The sequence below is a fragment of the Campylobacter sp. BCW_4332 genome (assembly GCF_001763175.1).
Lineage (GTDB): Bacteria > Campylobacterota > Campylobacteria > Campylobacterales > Campylobacteraceae > Campylobacter_D > Campylobacter_D jejuni.
This window is the reverse complement of sequence record NZ_MJYF01000062.1, coordinates 88,998-105,777: the sequence shown is the minus strand read 5'-3', so window position 1 is coordinate 105,777 and position 16,780 is coordinate 88,998. Positions and strand designations below refer to the sequence as shown.

General features: G+C 31.0%; 16 protein-coding genes. 1 reads left to right on the top strand and 15 read right to left on the bottom strand.

Annotation, left to right across the window (positions count from 1 at the left end):
- Nucleotides 1-915, top strand: a 915-nt coding sequence (locus tag AJN64_RS07300) for a methyl-accepting chemotaxis protein (protein WP_002934477.1), incomplete at its 5' end; no start/stop codon positions are given.
- 42 nt (nucleotides 916-957) lie between these two features.
- On the opposite strand, the gene AJN64_RS07295 is transcribed toward AJN64_RS07300, so the two are convergent.
- From AJN64_RS07295 to AJN64_RS07225, 15 genes are read right to left on the bottom strand one after another with little or no spacing between them, the layout of a single operon-like run.
- Nucleotides 958-3,324 (bottom strand): flagellar protein, encoded by a 2,367-nt coding sequence (locus tag AJN64_RS07295; protein ID WP_044779862.1) that lies wholly within the window; start codon nucleotides 3,322-3,324, stop codon nucleotides 958-960.
- 21 nt (nucleotides 3,325-3,345) lie between these two features.
- On the bottom strand, nucleotides 3,346-4,734 hold the full coding sequence (locus AJN64_RS07290) for an NADH-quinone oxidoreductase subunit N (protein ID WP_070292847.1): 1,389 nt from the start codon (nucleotides 4,732-4,734) through the stop codon (nucleotides 3,346-3,348).
- Nucleotides 4,724-6,211, bottom strand: coding sequence for an NADH-quinone oxidoreductase subunit M (locus tag AJN64_RS07285; RefSeq protein ID WP_053872612.1), 1,488 nt, complete (start codon nucleotides 6,209-6,211; stop codon nucleotides 4,724-4,726). Before AJN64_RS07285 ends, AJN64_RS07290 begins: the two co-directional genes overlap by 11 nt.
- Before the next feature lies 1 nt (nucleotide 6,212).
- Nucleotides 6,213-8,003: an NADH-quinone oxidoreductase subunit L gene (nuoL, locus tag AJN64_RS07280; protein WP_053872613.1), complete on the bottom strand. Its 1,791-nt coding sequence runs from the start codon at nucleotides 8,001-8,003 to the stop codon at nucleotides 6,213-6,215.
- A gap of 1 nt (nucleotide 8,004) precedes the next feature.
- A complete protein-coding gene (nuoK, locus tag AJN64_RS07275) occupies nucleotides 8,005-8,301 on the bottom strand; it encodes an NADH-quinone oxidoreductase subunit NuoK (protein WP_002858466.1) in 297 nt (98 codons plus the stop codon).
- Nucleotides 8,298-8,816, bottom strand: a complete 519-nt coding sequence (locus tag AJN64_RS07270) for an NADH-quinone oxidoreductase subunit J (protein WP_053872614.1) — start codon at nucleotides 8,814-8,816, stop codon at nucleotides 8,298-8,300. The genes nuoK and AJN64_RS07270 overlap by 4 nt, the downstream gene beginning before the upstream one ends.
- Nucleotides 8,813-9,454, bottom strand: coding sequence for an NADH-quinone oxidoreductase subunit NuoI (nuoI, locus tag AJN64_RS07265; RefSeq protein ID WP_044778693.1), 642 nt, complete (start codon nucleotides 9,452-9,454; stop codon nucleotides 8,813-8,815). The genes AJN64_RS07270 and nuoI overlap by 4 nt, the downstream gene beginning before the upstream one ends.
- Nucleotides 9,455-9,463: 9 nt before the next feature.
- On the bottom strand, nucleotides 9,464-10,462 hold the full coding sequence (nuoH, locus tag AJN64_RS07260) for an NADH-quinone oxidoreductase subunit NuoH (RefSeq protein WP_053872615.1): 999 nt from the start codon (nucleotides 10,460-10,462) through the stop codon (nucleotides 9,464-9,466).
- Nucleotides 10,455-12,917, bottom strand: coding sequence for an NADH-quinone oxidoreductase subunit G (locus AJN64_RS07255; RefSeq protein WP_053872616.1), 2,463 nt, complete (start codon nucleotides 12,915-12,917; stop codon nucleotides 10,455-10,457). The genes nuoH and AJN64_RS07255 overlap by 8 nt, the downstream gene beginning before the upstream one ends.
- Nucleotides 12,914-13,606 carry a hypothetical protein gene (locus tag AJN64_RS07250; protein ID WP_053872617.1) on the bottom strand — a complete coding sequence of 231 codons (693 nt, stop codon included), beginning with the start codon at nucleotides 13,604-13,606 and terminating at the stop codon, nucleotides 12,914-12,916. The genes AJN64_RS07255 and AJN64_RS07250 overlap by 4 nt, the downstream gene beginning before the upstream one ends.
- A complete protein-coding gene (locus AJN64_RS07245) occupies nucleotides 13,603-13,830 on the bottom strand; it encodes an NADH-ubiquinone oxidoreductase subunit E family protein (protein ID WP_002824979.1) in 228 nt (75 codons plus the stop codon). Before AJN64_RS07245 ends, AJN64_RS07250 begins: the two co-directional genes overlap by 4 nt.
- Nucleotides 13,827-15,053 carry an NADH dehydrogenase (quinone) subunit D gene (nuoD, locus tag AJN64_RS07240; RefSeq protein WP_002862216.1) on the bottom strand — a complete coding sequence of 409 codons (1,227 nt, stop codon included), beginning with the start codon at nucleotides 15,051-15,053 and terminating at the stop codon, nucleotides 13,827-13,829. Before nuoD ends, AJN64_RS07245 begins: the two co-directional genes overlap by 4 nt.
- 1 nt (nucleotide 15,054) lies before the next feature.
- Entirely contained in the window at nucleotides 15,055-15,849 is a 795-nt protein-coding gene (locus tag AJN64_RS07235; RefSeq protein WP_083271926.1) for an NADH-quinone oxidoreductase subunit C, read from the bottom strand.
- Nucleotides 15,846-16,349, bottom strand: a complete 504-nt coding sequence (locus AJN64_RS07230) for a NuoB/complex I 20 kDa subunit family protein (protein WP_002851253.1) — start codon at nucleotides 16,347-16,349, stop codon at nucleotides 15,846-15,848. The genes AJN64_RS07235 and AJN64_RS07230 overlap by 4 nt, the downstream gene beginning before the upstream one ends.
- Entirely contained in the window at nucleotides 16,331-16,720 is a 390-nt protein-coding gene (locus tag AJN64_RS07225) for an NAD(P)H-quinone oxidoreductase subunit 3 (RefSeq protein WP_002824972.1), read from the bottom strand. The genes AJN64_RS07230 and AJN64_RS07225 overlap by 19 nt, the downstream gene beginning before the upstream one ends.
- Between the last annotated feature and the right edge of the window lie 60 nt (nucleotides 16,721-16,780).

Sequence of the window (16,780 nt, the reverse complement as noted above, 5' to 3'; positions counted from 1 at the left end):
ATCAACGAAAACATCCTTGCTACTAAAAAAGGTTTAGAACAAGACAATCAAGCTGTTAAAGAATCAGTTCAAACCGTATCAGTTGTAGAAGGTGGTAATCTAACAGCAAGAATTACTGCTAATCCAAGAAACCCACAGCTTATTGAACTTAAAAATGTTCTAAATAAACTTCTTGATGTTTTACAAGCTAGAGTAGGTTCTGATATGAATGTTATTCATAAAATATTTGAAGAATACAAAAGCTTAGATTTTAGAAATAAAATCTCTAATGCTTCAGGAAGTGTTGAATTAACTACTAATGCTTTAGGTGATGAAATAGTTAAAATGCTAAAACAAAGTTCAGACTTTGCTAATGCTTTAGCTAATGAAAGTGGAAAATTACAAACTGCTGTTCAAAGCTTAACCACTTCTTCAAATTCTCAAGCTCAATCTTTAGAAGAAACTGCAGCAGCTTTAGAAGAGATCACTTCTTCTATGCAAAATGTTTCAGTTAAAACTAGTGATGTTATCACTCAATCTGAAGAGATTAAAAATGTTACAGGTATTATAGGAGATATCGCAGATCAAATCAATCTTCTAGCTTTAAATGCAGCTATTGAAGCTGCACGTGCTGGAGAACATGGTAGAGGCTTTGCTGTTGTGGCTGATGAAGTTAGAAAACTAGCTGAGAGAACTCAAAAGTCTTTATCTGAAATAGAAGCTAATACTAATTTACTTGTTCAATCTATCAATGATATGGCAGAAAGTATTAAAGAACAAACTGCAGGTATTACTCAAATCAATGATAGCGTAGCACAAATTGATCAAACTACTAAAGATAATGTTGAAATTGCTAATGAATCAGCTATTATTTCTAGTACAGTAAGTGATATAGCTAATAATATCTTAGAAGATGTTAAGAAGAAGAGGTTTTAACCTTAGATAACTAGCTAAAAAGCTAGTTATCTCTAAATTTACTTATTGATTTAAAATTTGATTTTTACTCTTACATAAATTCTGCCAATTTGAAACACTTTTGATTTCAAGACATTGTTTTAAACTTTCTTTTTCAGCTTGTATATTTTGCATTCTTTCATAAGTTAAAGCTTGGATATATAAAGCTCTTGCTCTATCTTCATCTGAAAGTTTTAATTTAAGCAAATCTGTTAAAACGGCTAAACTTTCTTCATTTTTATTGATTTTAGCCAAAGCATCAAGATACATAAATTCTAAATTAGGACTAAAAAGATTTATACCTTTAAAATTTTGATAGTCAATGGCCTTAGGTGCGTAAGTTAAAATAGTTGTTTGCATATTATGATCATTAGCATAAGAAAGTAAAGCATCATAAGCTTCTACCATACTAAAATTCATTGGAAAACTTTCTAAAATTTGCAAAATTTTAATGGCTTGATTGTAGTCATTTAAACGCAACAAAGACAAAAATTGCAAATAATAAGCCTTAAAATTCTCATCATCGCTTTTTAAAATTCTAGAATTAGCTATATCTTTAGAAATTTTAATCACCTGAGGATATTGTTTATTATCAAAAAGAATAGATGCTTTTTGAAGACCATAAAATATAGAATCTTCACTATAATTTTTATCTATATAATCAAGTGCTTGTTCAACATTAGAAGTTCTGATAAGACAAGCTAACATTTGTTTTTTATTCTCAATTTTCTGACCTATATCATAAGCGCTAAAACGCATAAAAATATTTGCAGCATTGATACAATTATCAGCTTTTATCGCATTTTTTAAATCATTAACAGCTGCTTTCTCTAAAAATTGAGTAGCATTTGGAATTTTTTTACTTTCTATAAGATCTTTATAAGCTAAAATCGCACTAAAATTTCCCTCTTTATAATAAAGTGCAACATCTTCATCTAAAGCTTTATTTGCAATATTCTCATCTTTATTTGCATATTGCTTCATTAAATCTGTATAACGCTGATGCAAAAAGCTTGCATTATTATCACCTAAAGCAAAGAATACCTCATCACTTGCTTTTTTGATTTCATCTAAATACCTACCATCTAAATAATCATCCATATACAAATCAAGGTATTTTTTAGCATCACTAGATCTGTTAGTATGTGATAAAACTAAGGCTAAATCTTTTAAAGTTTCTTCATAACTTGGATCAAGTTTGGACATTTTAGCAAAGGCATCTTCATAAATACTTGCACTTATATCAAATTGTCCTTTTTGATTAAATAATTTAGCAAGTTCTAAGGATCTTGGAATATCTTTTCCAAAATATTCAGGATTGGCTTTTAAAATAGTGTTAATATACTCTATAGCTTTATTTACTTGCCCATTTGAAAGCAAATTCTTTGCCAAACTCATAGCTGCTCTTGCAGCTAAATCTAAATTTTTTGTATTAAAATAAGTATTTTCATAAATATTTACAGCTTTTTCTTTTTCATTTAAATTATAAATATAGTCTGCATAATCAAGTTTTGATAACTGAGTAAAATAATTATTAGGTTGTTCATTATCCAAAATCGACATTGTATATTCCACATCAGCACGCTGGGCTAAAGCGATATAAGTTCTTAACATTATATGTAAAACTTCTGAAAAATTTTTATCACTTGTAAAAGTACGCGTCCAATTTTTAGCATCATCAATCATCTTTTCTAAAATTTGTTGATCACGCATGCTTGGATCTTGGGTGTAAAGTTTATTTTGAGCTCTTAATTTATATAGTATAAATTCACTAGTAAAAATACTGCCACGATATCTATTGATAGCATTTTGCGCATCAATAGCAACCTGACTATAATTAGCCTTATCGTATTCTTTTTTGATGCGTAAATAAGTATTAATATCTGCACTTTGAGGGATAATAACAGGATCAGAATTTAAATCCAAAGCTCCAACATAAGGCAAGCTCTCGTGTGGAAAATTGATATTAAAATCAAGTCCATCATAGTCTTTAATAGGTGCTAGCTCTGGTGCAAAAATAAAAGTAAAAGCCTTACTTTTATGCGAACTTGATGAACTAAGTTCTTTATCTATATAAATATTTTGAGAAGTGTCAAACATTCTTGCTTGTATTTTTGGCAAAATGATCATTTTAATTTTTTGAGCTTCTTGTATAAATTTTAAATCAAAAGCAGAAAAACTCTGATCTTTTAATTTATTATCAACCATACCTACAATATCACATTCAAAATGAACTTTTGATTCGGTAATAAATTTTTGACATGTAAATTCTAAATCATTACTCGCATGTAAAACTGCAAAAGCTTGATTATTTTCGCGACCCGTGTTTAAAACAAGCTCAAAAGCAAAAGCATTTAAAAAACTTAATAAAATTAAAAATAATATTCTCATAAAATAATTATAGCAAAACTCTTATAACATTAACAATATAGCAAAAGTGCTTATACAAACACAAAAAGCTAAAATAAAATTTTGTATAAAACTAAACTTAATATTATAAACCCTATCATTTTTCATAAATAAAGCATGAATTAAAATCTTTAAATACGCATAAAGCATAATAACAGAAGATAAAGCCACAAAAAGTGCCAAATACCAATATCCATTTAAAATTGCTGTATTTAAAATCATAAATTTACCCCAAAATACTCCAAAAGGCGGGACACCTGCTAAAGAAAGCACACTAATGCTCAAACAAAAAGCAATTAAAGGTTTTTTAACCAAAAGTCCATTTAAACTCTCATAAGAATTATTCTCATAATTGCTTAAAATCATAAATACAGCATAATTTGCAAAAGCAAATAAAGTCCAATATCCAAAAATAGCAAGCAAAATTCCATCAAAATTTTGTTCTTTTAATAAAGGAATACAAGCCACCAAAACCAAAGAAGAATGCACTACAGAACTATAAGCAAACATTTTTTTGATATTGTTTTGACTTAGAGCCGCAAAAGCACCTATAAGCATAGAAAAAATCGCTAGAACTATTATGATATATTCAAAACCTGTATTATTTAAAAAATCAAACAAACGAATAACCACACCCAACATGGCAACTTTTGGCACAACTGAAATAAAAGCAACCAAATTTGTATGTGCTGCATAATACACATCTTTAAGCCAAAAATGAAAAGGTGCCAAAGAAAGCTTGATTGCACAAAGAACAAAAATCATCACTCCAGTACCCAAAAGCATGGGATCTTTTTGAAACTCATTTTTTAACGCTAAATTAGCAGATAAATCTAAAGTTCCTGTTTTTAAATAAATAAAAGCTACAGCCATAACAAAAAACCCAGCTCCTACAGCCGCTACACTAAAGTATTTTATCGCACTTGAAATAGCATTATCACTTCCACGCATTGCTATTAAAGTATAAAGTGCTAAAGAAGAACTTTCAAGTCCTATAAAAATAAGTACTAAATTTGAGCTTGAAACCATCAAAAGCAAAGATGCAATCACAAATAAAAATAAAGCATAAAATTCACCCTGATTTTCTTCTTTTTGCATTAAAAGATATAAAAATGAAAAACACAAAATCACCAAAGAAGCATAAAATGAAACAATATCATTATTTAAAGTAGCCAAAAAAGCTTTTGCTTCTAAACCTTGAGCATTTGCATTATTTAAAATCAAAAAAGCACTTACAATTAAAGATAAAGAACTTATGCCAATATAAAACGATCGATGAAATTTCCAAAAACCAGAGCAAAGCAAAAGAACTATTGCAGTTGTAATTAAAAATAAAAATGGATAAGATAAGCTTATATTTAAAAGTTCTAAATTTAAAAAATTATTTAACATTTGCCTCTCCTATTTTAGATAAAAAATCTAAAGTATTTTGCTCCACAGCTCTAATATTCATTGTTTTTATAAGATTATCCACATCTTTTTGTATCGGCTTTAAAAGTATATTTGGCATAAGCCCTAGTCCAAAAATCATTACTACAATACACACAAGCGCTACTATTTCTCTAAAGCGTAAAGAAAAACTCTCTATAAAGCTTTGTTTTTGCATGAAAAATATTTTTCTAAATACTGCAAACATATAAATCGCTCCTAAAATAATCACCAAACCTGCCAATAAAGCGTAAAATAAATTAATCTTTGCTATACCTAAAAGAATTAAAAACTCTCCCACAAAAGAAACAGTTAAAGGCAAAGAAACACTCGCAAGTAAAATTAGCATAAAGAAAATTGAAAATAAAGGTGCTTTTTTAGCCAAAGAATGGTAAAAAGAAATATCATAAGTATGATATCTTTGGTGTAAAAGTTCAACCATTAAAAATAAAGCTCCCGTTACAATACCGTGTGCAAACATATAAAAAACCGCACCACTAATACCCAAAGCATTTAAAGAAAAAATTCCCAAAATCATCACACCAAGATGTGAAATAGAACTATAAGCGATCAATTCTTTAATATTTTCTGCTCTATAAGCAATTAAAGCATTATAAACGATACTCACTATGCATAAAGCTACAATTAAAGGCATAAAATACACACTCGCATCTGGAAAAAGTGGTAAACAAAAAAGTAAAAATCCAAAAGGAGCCATTTTAAAAACTACAAGCATTACAGAAACAAGTACAGGCGAATTTGCATAAACCTTAGGTGCCCAAGTATGAAGTGGAAATAAAGGAGCTTTGATAGCAAAAGCGATAAAAAATGCTCCAAAAAGTAAAAGTTGCTCTGTGAAATTTACTGCTGAGGCATTATTTTTCCAAATTTCCAAGTCAAAAGTGAAGATGTTTAAAAGTTGATAATTTAAATAAGCTTGATAAATCAATGCTACAAGCATTAAAATTGAACCCGCAAAAGCATAGATAAAAAATTTCACCCCTGCTCTAAAATCTTTACCATAAACTCCCATAATATAAAGCAAAGGCAAAAGAGAAAATTCCCAAAAAACATAAAATAACAAACCATCTTTTGCGCTAAAAAGTCCCATAATAGCAAATTCTAAAAAGAATATACAAGATACAAGCGCTTTTTGTTCCAGCTTTAAAAATAAAAAGCTTAAAAATATCATCAAAGAACTTAAAAGCATCAATATAATTGCGATACTGTCTACTCCTACATGAAAGCTAAAAAATTTCAAAATTTTAAAAGAGAGATTATAATCAAAGCTTGCCCCTTGTAAAAAATCCGCAAAAATATCCAAATTTAAAGCCAAAATCATAAAACTTACAACAACGCTAAAAACCTTAACGCCTCCGCGATTTAAAAGCAAAACCACAAAAGCAGAAATTAAAGGAAAAAATATCAAATAATTTAGCATTTTACACCATCCATACCAAAATCAACAAAATCACAAAAGCTGCCACCAAAAATCTAAGCATTAAGTTTAAGCTGTTTGGCATAATCATTTTTTGTGAAATAATTTGAGAATACAAAGCAATTTTTTCAACTATTCTATCAAAAATATAAAGATCACAATGCTTTAAAATCGCACATAAACTTTCATATTTTGAAACAATAAATTGATGATAGAATTTAGGAATAAAATAATCATTACTTAAAAGTTTGTGAATTTTATTTTCTTCAATACTTTCTTTAAACCAAGAATTTTTATAAGCAAAAATAGCCAAAATTACACCCAAAATAGCTACTACACTCGCACAAATCATTACAATTTGATTTTGTGCATCAATAAAAACTAATTTTGTGCTTAAATATTCAAAAAAACTATGTTCAAAAAATCCTGCAATAATAGCTAAAACCATCAAAGGACTCATAGCTAAAAGTGCGATTTTACTTGCTTCATGTGGATGTTCATCATGTCTTGCAGGGGTAAAAAATACCAACATTAAAAGTCTAAAGCTATAAAATGCTGTTAAAAAAGCTGCGATTAAAAGCACCAAAAAAATACCATGGTGAAAAGAAATGAAAGAATATCCTAAAATCAAATCTTTAGAGAAAAATCCTGCAAAAGGATAAATTCCTGCTAAAGCTAAAGATCCTATACACATCAAAATAGCTGTAAATTTTAAAGGTTTAAAAAGTCCACCCATTTTTTTAATGTCTAATTTATCATTCATAGCATGCATTACATTTCCAGCACCTAAAAAAAGTAAAGATTTAAAAAAAGCATGTGTAGCTAAGTGAAATAAAGCTATACCATAAGCCCCAAGTCCTGCAGCTACAAACATATATCCAAGTTGCGATAAGGTAGAATAAGCAATAATGCGTTTTAAATCCCTAGCCACCAAAGCCATAGAGGCTGCAAAAATCGCTACAAAAGCTCCAAGTAAGGCAATAATATAAGAAACCTCAGGAACTAAATCATAAAGCGTGCTCGCACGAATTACCAAATAAACCCCCGCTGTTACCATGGTTGCTGCATGGATTAATGCAGAAACAGGAGTTGGCCCTGCCATAGCATCAGCAAGCCAAGTGTGAAAAGGAAATTGTGCAGATTTTCCCATAGCCCCTATAAATAAACAAGTTGCGATTAAGATCAAAGCGTTGTGATCTAGGCTTTGTGCCATGGAAAAAACTTCATCATATTTTAAAGTTCCTGCTTGTAAATAAAGCCAAAAAATTCCTAAAAGCATACCCAAATCCGCAATACGATTCATAATAAAAGCTTCATTAGCTGCAAAAGAATAAGTATCGTTTTTATACCAAAAACCTATGAGCAACCAAGAGCAAAGCCCAACGCCTTCCCAACCTACGAAAAGTCCTAAGAAATTATCACTCATAACTAAAAAAAGCATAGAAAAGACAAAAAGTCCTAAATAAGCAAAAAATTTATTAAAACCTTCATCATGAGCCATATAAAAAATACTATAAAAATGCACACAAGTAGCTACAATACCTACAACACTCATCATAGTAAGCGAAATAGCATCTATATCAAAGCCAAAATTTACTCCAGCAAACCATTCAAACAAACTCACATTAAAAGCTTCATTGCAAAAAAGCAAATACAAAGAACAAAAAGCACTTAAAGCTATTAGAAGCGAACAAATTATCCCTACAAATTGTTTTTTCTCACTCAAAGCAAAACAACTTGCAAACAAAAAAGCTATAAAAGGACTAAAAAGAGAAATCAAAGCTAAATTTTGCATACTAAGCCTCCACTTCTTTTAAGCTTTTTAATTCCAAAGTGCCTTTTCTTCTATACCAAAGCACACACAAAGCTACACCAACAGCTACTTCACAAGCCGCTACACCCATGATAAAAAGTGCAAAAACCTGTCCATTTAAATCATTGTGCATTTTAGAAGCTGCTACCAAGGCTAAATTAGCACTATTTAATAAAATTTCACTCGAAATAAAAAGCATGATGAGATTTTGTCTTTTTAAAATCCCTACAAGCCCTATGACAAACATTAAAATAGCTATAAAAAAATACTTTTCTATCATCGTTTTTCCTTTGTCAGCTCTTTATGAGTAAGAGTGATAGCACAAACTAAAGCAATCAAAAGTAAAATGGCTATAAATTCAAAAGCCAAAAGATATTTTGAAAAAATCGCTAAAGCCAGTTGTTTATTAAAATCAAACAAAGCAGGATCATTTAAAGGCAAATCCGTGCTGATATTTTGATATTTAAAACCTATAAGCATGGCCAAAAGTAAAATCGCACTTAAAACTACCAAAGTAAAAAAACTTTTTTTAGCTTTAAGTTGTTCTTTAAATTCTTTAGAAGCATCAAAAAACATCATCGCGAAACTATAAAGTCCAAGCACAGCTCCACTATAAACAATAATTTGTATCACGCCTAAAAACTCTGCATCAAGTAAAAAATAAAATCCCGATAAAAACACCATTCCACCCGCTAAAGCCGAAAGAGAATAAAGCATATTTTTACTTAAAACCGCAATGCCAAAAAAGCCTAAAACCACTACACTAAAAAATACAAAAGCCAAATTTTCTATCATTTATTTTCTCCTTGCTCTTGTGTATTTTGATTTTCTAAGGCTCTTTCTTGCATCACATCGTAATAATTTGGTGTTTTTACCACCAATAAATCAGCATCTTTTCTAAGGCTTCCCGCTCCTTCAAATTCAACTTGATTTTTAAGCTTATCAATAGGAGTTAAAAAATCTTGCTTATAGCCAAAATAAGACCTTTGCTCAGCTGCATTTTCATACTCTGTTCCATGCACTATAGCAAGTTCAGGGCAAACCTCAGCACAAAAACCACAATAAATGCAACGCCCTAAATTAATACTATAATTTCCTACTTTTTTACGCCCATTTTCATCTAAAGAAGTTTCCATTCTAATACAATTGCTAATGCAAATTTTTTCGCAAAGCCCACAACCTATACATCTTTCGTTTTCGCTTTCTATAAAACGCATCAAACGATGAACAGCACGGTAACGATTGTCAAGTTTTACCTTTTCAAAAGGATATTTAATCGTAGCGCTATTATTTCTCTTAAGTAATTCTCTCATCATCACAAAAAGCCCTATAAAAAGCTCTAGTTTAACGCTTCTACGCAAAGCTTGTGAAATTTTCTCCCAAGCGCTAACAGGAGTTTTTCTTTTCTCATCCACTAAATAATAATTTTTCATATTAAACTCCTATAAAAGAACTGCCAAAGCAGTGATTAAAAGGTTTAAAACCGCTAAAGGGATTAAGATCAAATAGCACATTTTCATCACTTGATCTGGACGCAATTGCGGAAAAGCAGCTCTTGCCCAAAAATACCAAAAGAAAATAAAACTTGATTTTACTATCATCATAATCCAACCAGGAATAATCCAAAAGCTATTAAAACCCCCTAAAAACAAAAGAGTTACCAAAATAGCTCCAGCTATCATAGAAGCATATTCACCTATGAAAAACATACCCCATCTTAAACCCGAATACTCCGTTCCATAACCCGCTACAATTTCAGCATCATTTTCCGTCAAACAAAGCGGAGTTCTATTGGTCTCTATAAATAAAGCAATTATAAAAAGCACAAAAGCCAAGGGCTGTTTAAAAATAAGCCAAGAAAAAAATCCATCGCTTTGATAATTGTTAATATCCACCAAAGAAAAAGAACCTACAAGCATTACAACAGCAATCAAAGCCAAAGCTCCTACGCTTTCATAGGAAATAATCGCTACAAGCCCTCTTGCAGCCCCTAAAATCGACCATTTATTATTACTTGCAAGTCCACCCAAAAACACCGCATAAAAGCAAAGCCCTGAAGTACCGATGACAAAAAGCAAAGCTACATTGATATCTGCCACTATAGGCTGAATCACCCTTCCAAATAAAGTAAATTCAGGTAGCATAGGAATAGCTGCTAAAGAAACAAAAGCACAAATAGCAGAAATCAAAGGTGCTATAGCAAAAATAAATTTTTGCGAATTTGAAGGGATTATATCTTCTTTAGTAAAAAGTTTTATCATATCAGCTACAAGTTGAATAAGCCCAAAAGGCCCTACCATATCAGGCCCTATGCGTCTTTGAAAATAAGCTAAAACCTTTCTTTCAGCATAAGTTGCAAGACCTGCTAAACTCGCAAATATTGCAATGATAATAATACATTTAATCAAAGTCTCTAAAGCAAAAAAAGCAAAATCACTCATGACTTGCTCCTAATTTTTCTAAATTCGCCACAACAAATCTTTCATCAAAAAAGCTTAGCGTGTCAAGCTTTTCATCAAAATACGGCAAGAAAGCTCCATTTTTTATATCCTTATCCACACGCACGCTAAGGCTTAATTCTTTATCTTTTATTTTAAGTTTTACAAGATCTTTATCTTTTAAATTTTTCTCTTTAGCTAAATTTTCACTTACACCTAAAAAAATCACCTCATTAATCGCACTAGCACGATTTGAAAATCTACCAAATTGATAGCTAGGATTAGCACTATAAAGCAAAATTTCATCTTCTTTTGGGTTTAAATTTTCAAAATTTGGAGAGATGAATTCTTTTTTAGCAACTTGTTTGAAACATTCTAAATTAAGCTCATATCCCCTTTTACAATCGCCTGCATTGGTATAAAAATTGTCTAAATGATCAAAATCAATCGGAGAAAAACCTTTATTTATAGGGAGTCTCTTAGTATAATTTATAGTATATTCCTCATCAAAACCTAAAGCATTAGCTAAATCATTTAAAAAATATCCCTTAAATTCTAAAGCAGCGTTAGTTGGCACCACTCTTTTATCGTAATTTAAAAAAGTTCCTTCTTGCTGATTTAAACTCGCACTAGCTAAATTTGCATGCTCTTCATAAGAAAAACTAAAATCACCTTTTTCATTATAACCTAAAGTCTTGCCTTCTTGTGTGTTTTTATCCAAATCACAAATCATAGCCACACCTAAGGTATTGGTATGCGTAGGATTTAAAAAGACTTTAAAAGGAGTGGTATTTTGGATCAAAGCAAGTAATTTAGCAAGTTTTTTCGCATTTTTATGAAAATAAAAATCACTCCCTATAACAAGAGTAAAATTTGCTTTTTTAAGCAATAAATCTTCTAATTTATCTTCATCTATGCCTAAATTTTTAGCAAAAATAGAGCGTTGCACTTCTATGATTTTTTTCACTTTCTTAGGCACGACTTTTTTTACTTCTTTTTGGATTTCATTGCCTTCTTCATCTTTTTCTATGACTTGCTCTACAACTTCTTCGTTGATACTTTCTTCTATTTCTTTATTTTCACTAACAAAAAACTCTGCTAAATGAGTTTTAATACCTTCATCTTGGCTAAATTTTTGAAGTAAAAAATATAAAATTTGCTCTTCATCGCCACTTTTATGAATGTGTGAAATAAAATTTTTAGAATATTTTGCTATACCCATATCTTCCATAGGATGAAAATAAAGCCCTGAGCCTTTATTCATCACTAAAGCATTATTGATTTTATAGCTAAGTGTTGGAGCATCATATCTTAAAAGCATTCCAGCTACAACCAAAAAATCACTTTTTGTTATATCTTGAGTATTAGCACTATAAAACTCGCCAGAATTAGCGATAAATTCTTGTAAAAATTCTTTAAATTTCAAAGCTTCTTCATTGATCAAAGAAAGATTAAATTTCTTTTTTAAATTTTGTAAAATCAAAGCTTCTTCATTGGTAATAAAACTATTAAATTTAATGTTTTTAATTTCATTTTTCTCAAAAAGCTCCACAAGTTCTTTAAAGGCTTTTTCATCTTTATCTGCCTCATTTTGCGTATCAAAAGCAAATCTTGCAGCCTTATTTAAACTCGCAAAGGCAAAATCATTACTCACACGATAAATTTTTTCTTTTTGATTGCTAATACCACTTTGCTTAATATCATAATACATCAACTCACAATCGCTTGAATGCGGATTTGAAGCAGGGATTCTTTTAAGTTCCCAAATATTTGAAGTGTATTGAAATTTCGAACCTATCAAAGCTCCTGTTGGGCATACGCTTGTACATTCCCCACAAAATGAACAATCAAGCGTGTCGCCATTTGCAGGACCTATCAAACTTTTTTGAAATTTAGTCCAAATTGCATAAGCATCTTTTCCCATGCTCTCTTTAAAGCTATTATCCACACTATCTCCGCCACGAGGAACAGTCTTTAAAGCACTTTCGCCGATTTTATCCTTACAAACTGTAATACAACGCTCACATACTATGCAAAGTGCGGGATCGTAATTAATCATTCCCCAATGTTTATGCGGTTTATGCGTGTCTTTAATCCAATGTTTTTGAACATTTACACGACTTTTATGAGTGAAATTTTGCAATTCACACTCGCCTGATTTATCGCAAACCCCACATTCTAAAGGATGATTGATACAATAAGCTTGCATGATCTCATTTCTTTCATCCCAAAGATTTTTTAAATCACTTTCTACAACCATACCCTCTTTTGCTTTAGTATTGCAAGAATATACCTTTTTACCATCAGCTTCAACCATACACATACGACAAGCCAAAGTAGGACTACAGCCTGAAAGATAGCAAATCGCTGGGATAAAAATATCATTTCTTCTTGCTATATTTAAAATATATTCGCCTTCTTCAAAGGCGCAATTTATACCATTAATCTTAACTGTCATTTTGCTTCCTTTATGCGAATTGGAGTAAAATTAAAACCATTGTTTTCATAATTTAAAAAAGCTATGGTGCCTTGTAAATTTTCATCTAAACAAAGCTTGGCTTTAAGACTAAAATCTTTAGCCAAAATTTCAACTTCACTTTGATCTTTGCATTTTGCAATTTGTAAAAATTGCCTTGAACAATGTAAATTTTTATCTTGCAAATTTGCTCTAAAAAGCACTAAGCCATCATAATTATCTAGTTCTTTTAAGGTGTTTAATTTTGCCTTTTTAAAATCGCATTCTTCTTCATCGCTATCTAAAATCTTTAATTCATATTTTGCACTTAAGAAATTCAAAAAATATTTGATATTTTCGCTATCTTTATAAAAATGGATATTTTTATCTATAATTAAATACTTAGCCTCTTTTAAAAAAGCAAGTACTTCACCTGCTTCTTCCTCTCCAAAGCAAGATTCAGCACTTAAATATCCCTCATCTAAATCGCTAAATTGTCCTTCATCGCTTAATTTACAAAGCAAGGCTAAAACAAAACTCAAACTTGCAATTTCGCATTTGTAAAATTTAGCTTTTAAATTTTTATCTTCCAAACAAGAAATATTAATACTATTTACACCTATTTTTTCACATAAATTTTTGTTTTTAAGGCTTGGCATATCTAAAAAACAAAGAGCATTATCATAAATCATACCCTCTCCTTTTTTATAACAATAGTCCAATCCACTTGATTAAATTTCAAAGAATTTAAAAGCTCACAGCCTTGTTCTTTTACAAAAGAAAAACTTTTTTCAACAGGAGAAAAATCGCCGATTTCAAAAAGCACCACTAAAACCTCGCCTTGTTTTGCTTCTTTTATGATTTGTGCTAAATCTTCAAAAAGCTCTTTGCTTTTTCTTAAATCTACTCTTCTCATCGATCTATCTCACCTAAAACTATATTTACATTACCCATAATGGCTACAACATCAGCCAAATAAGTACCTACAAGCATTTCTTCAAAAAACGCACAATGCCAATAACTAGGCGTTCTAGCCTTTAAACGATAAGGTCTTCCTGTACCATCACTATGGATAAAAAAGCCAAGCTCACCTTTTGGACTTTCGGTAGGCACATAAACTTCGCCTTTAGGAGGTTTTAAACCTTGAGTGATTAAAACAAAATGTTGCATTAAGGAATAATTCTGCGTTAAAATTTGTTCCTTTGAAGCACTTACATACTCAGGATGCGTAGCTAAAATTTCAGGTGGAGTATCTTTATAAAGCGTGGCACATTGCCTAAGGATTTTCAAACTTTCACGAAATTCTTGCATATAAACTTTATATCTTGCATAAGAATCCCCTTGTGTAGCATAAGGCACACCAAATTCAACTTCATTATAAAGCAAATAAGGCTCTTCTTTGCGTATATCGTATTTTATACCACTTCCTCTTAACATCACACCTGTACAACCCCAATTTAAGGCTTGTTCTTTGGTAACCACACCTACATTTTCAGTTCTTAAACGCCAAATTCTATTATCATCTAAAAGATCTTCATAATCTTTTAGATCATTTGGAAATTTGTCACAAAATGCAAGCATTTCTTCTAAATAATTCTCAGGTAAATCAAGCATAACCCCACCTATTCTCATAGAAGAATGCGTAAGCCTTGCGCCACAATACTTTTCTATCAAATCCAAAACATACTCACGTTCTCTAAAGCAGTATAAAAACACACTCATCGCACCAATATCAAGCGCATGAGTGGCAAGCCAAAGTAAATGCGATGCGATACGGTTTAATTCTAAAAGTATCATGCGTATGACTGCTGCACGGCGTGGAATCTCTAAACCACAAAGCTTTTCAACCGCTGCACAATAAGCATAATTATTCGCTGAAGCGGCGATATAATCCATTCTATCAGTAGTAGGAATAAATTCTTGATAAATCATATTTTCAGCCATTTTTTCCATACCACGATGCATATAACCTATACAAGGACGCGCTTTTACAACTTGCTCTCCATCAAGTTCTAAAATAAGACGTAAATTTCCATGTGCTGAAGGGTGTTGAGGGCCTAAATTGATAATCATTTTTGAGTCTTCTTGCTCAAAAGCTATATTTTCATAATAAGGTTTTAACTTGCTAGGAATTTGCATTTTAACGCCTTTTCTCTAAAATTTTTGCTTCATCACGTTTTACTTTTTTTACAAAAGCTACGCCTTCATCTTCTTGATATTCTTGTTTAAAGGAAACTTCCTTCTTTTGACCACCTTTTGGCGCTTCATGATAAAGTCTTGCAAAATTTAGCGTATCTTTATCATCAACAAAACCAGAATCTCTTTGTTCTTCACCTACTACTTCACGATATTCTTTACCAAAAATTTTATCAATCTCATACCATCTTGCAAACTCATCACCCTTTAAAGGATAAGTTTTTAAAAGCGGATGTCCAAACCAATCATCAGGCATTAAAATGCGTTTTAAATTGGGATGATTTATGATGAAAACTCCAAACATATCATAAATTTCTCTCTCACTCCAATTTGCCCCTTTAAAAACATGAGCCACGCTTTGCAAACGCTCTTTTATGCCTACAAAAGTTTTTATTCTCACTCTTAATTTTTTTTCTAAATTTAAAAGCTGATAAAACACTTCAAAACCATTTTTATCTGCTACAAAATCAATAGCACTTGCCTCTGTAAAACTTAAATACCCTAAAGTTTTAAGCATTTGCAAAGTTTTAACATTGTCTTCTTTTTTAATTTCTATTACCCAAAAATCAAGCTCTACAAAGGAATTTAAAATTTCTACTTGAGTTTTTAAAACTTCAAAATCATCTTTAAAAACACTTTCATTAACATCAGATTTTACAGTGTGTGGCGCGTGATAAAATCTATCTTTATAGTAATTTTGAGTTTGAGCATTTTTTTTATCGCTATACTTTCTCATCATATCAACCTTTTAGGTGCGATCTTACGACTTGCTTTTTCTTTGCGGATCTTTTTTTGCAAAATCATCAAAGCAAACTGAAAACTTTCTGGGCGTGGAGCACAGCCTGGCACATAAATATCTACAGGTATAATTCTATCCACTCCTTGAACCGTAGAATAAGTATTAAACATACCGCCTGTATTGGCACAACTTCCCATAGAAATCACCCATTTAGGATCAGGCATTTGATCATAAAGTCTTCTTGTAAATTCAGCGTGTTTTTTACACAAAGTTCCTGCGATAATCATCACTTCGCTATGGCGTGGTGAAGCTCTAAAAATCGTTCCAAATCTATCAAAATCATATCTTGAACCCCCGGCCGCCATCATCTCAATCGCACAACAGGCAAGTCCATAAGATAAAGCCCATAAAGAATTACTCCTACCCCATTGAACTAGTTTATCAACGCTAGTTAAAACGACGGGCAAACCACTTGCATAATTTACTTGATGCTCTGCCATGCAAACGCTCCTTTTTTATAAGCATATAAAAATCCAACTCCTAAAAGTACGATAAAAACAAAAACTTCTAAAAGCCCAAACCAACCTAAATCTTTAAAAATCAAAGCCCAAGGAAATAAAAACACAACTTCTATATCCAAAAGTATGAAGATTAAGGCGATGATGAAAAATTGAGAGTTAATCTTGTTAGCTTGTTTAACAGGAATAGGACCACATTCATAAATTCCAAGTCCTAATTTTTTGCGATTTTTTGCGGCAAAATTATTACCAATTTTTGAAGCTAAAAAAACCAGTCCAAAAAAAATAACACTAGCAAGTACTAGCATTAAAAAAATACCAAAATAAGGATGCGAAGCATCTATATGAGACATTTATTCTCCTTTTTTAAAGCACTTTAATCACTCCACAACAAAAATTAAATTTACACTTTT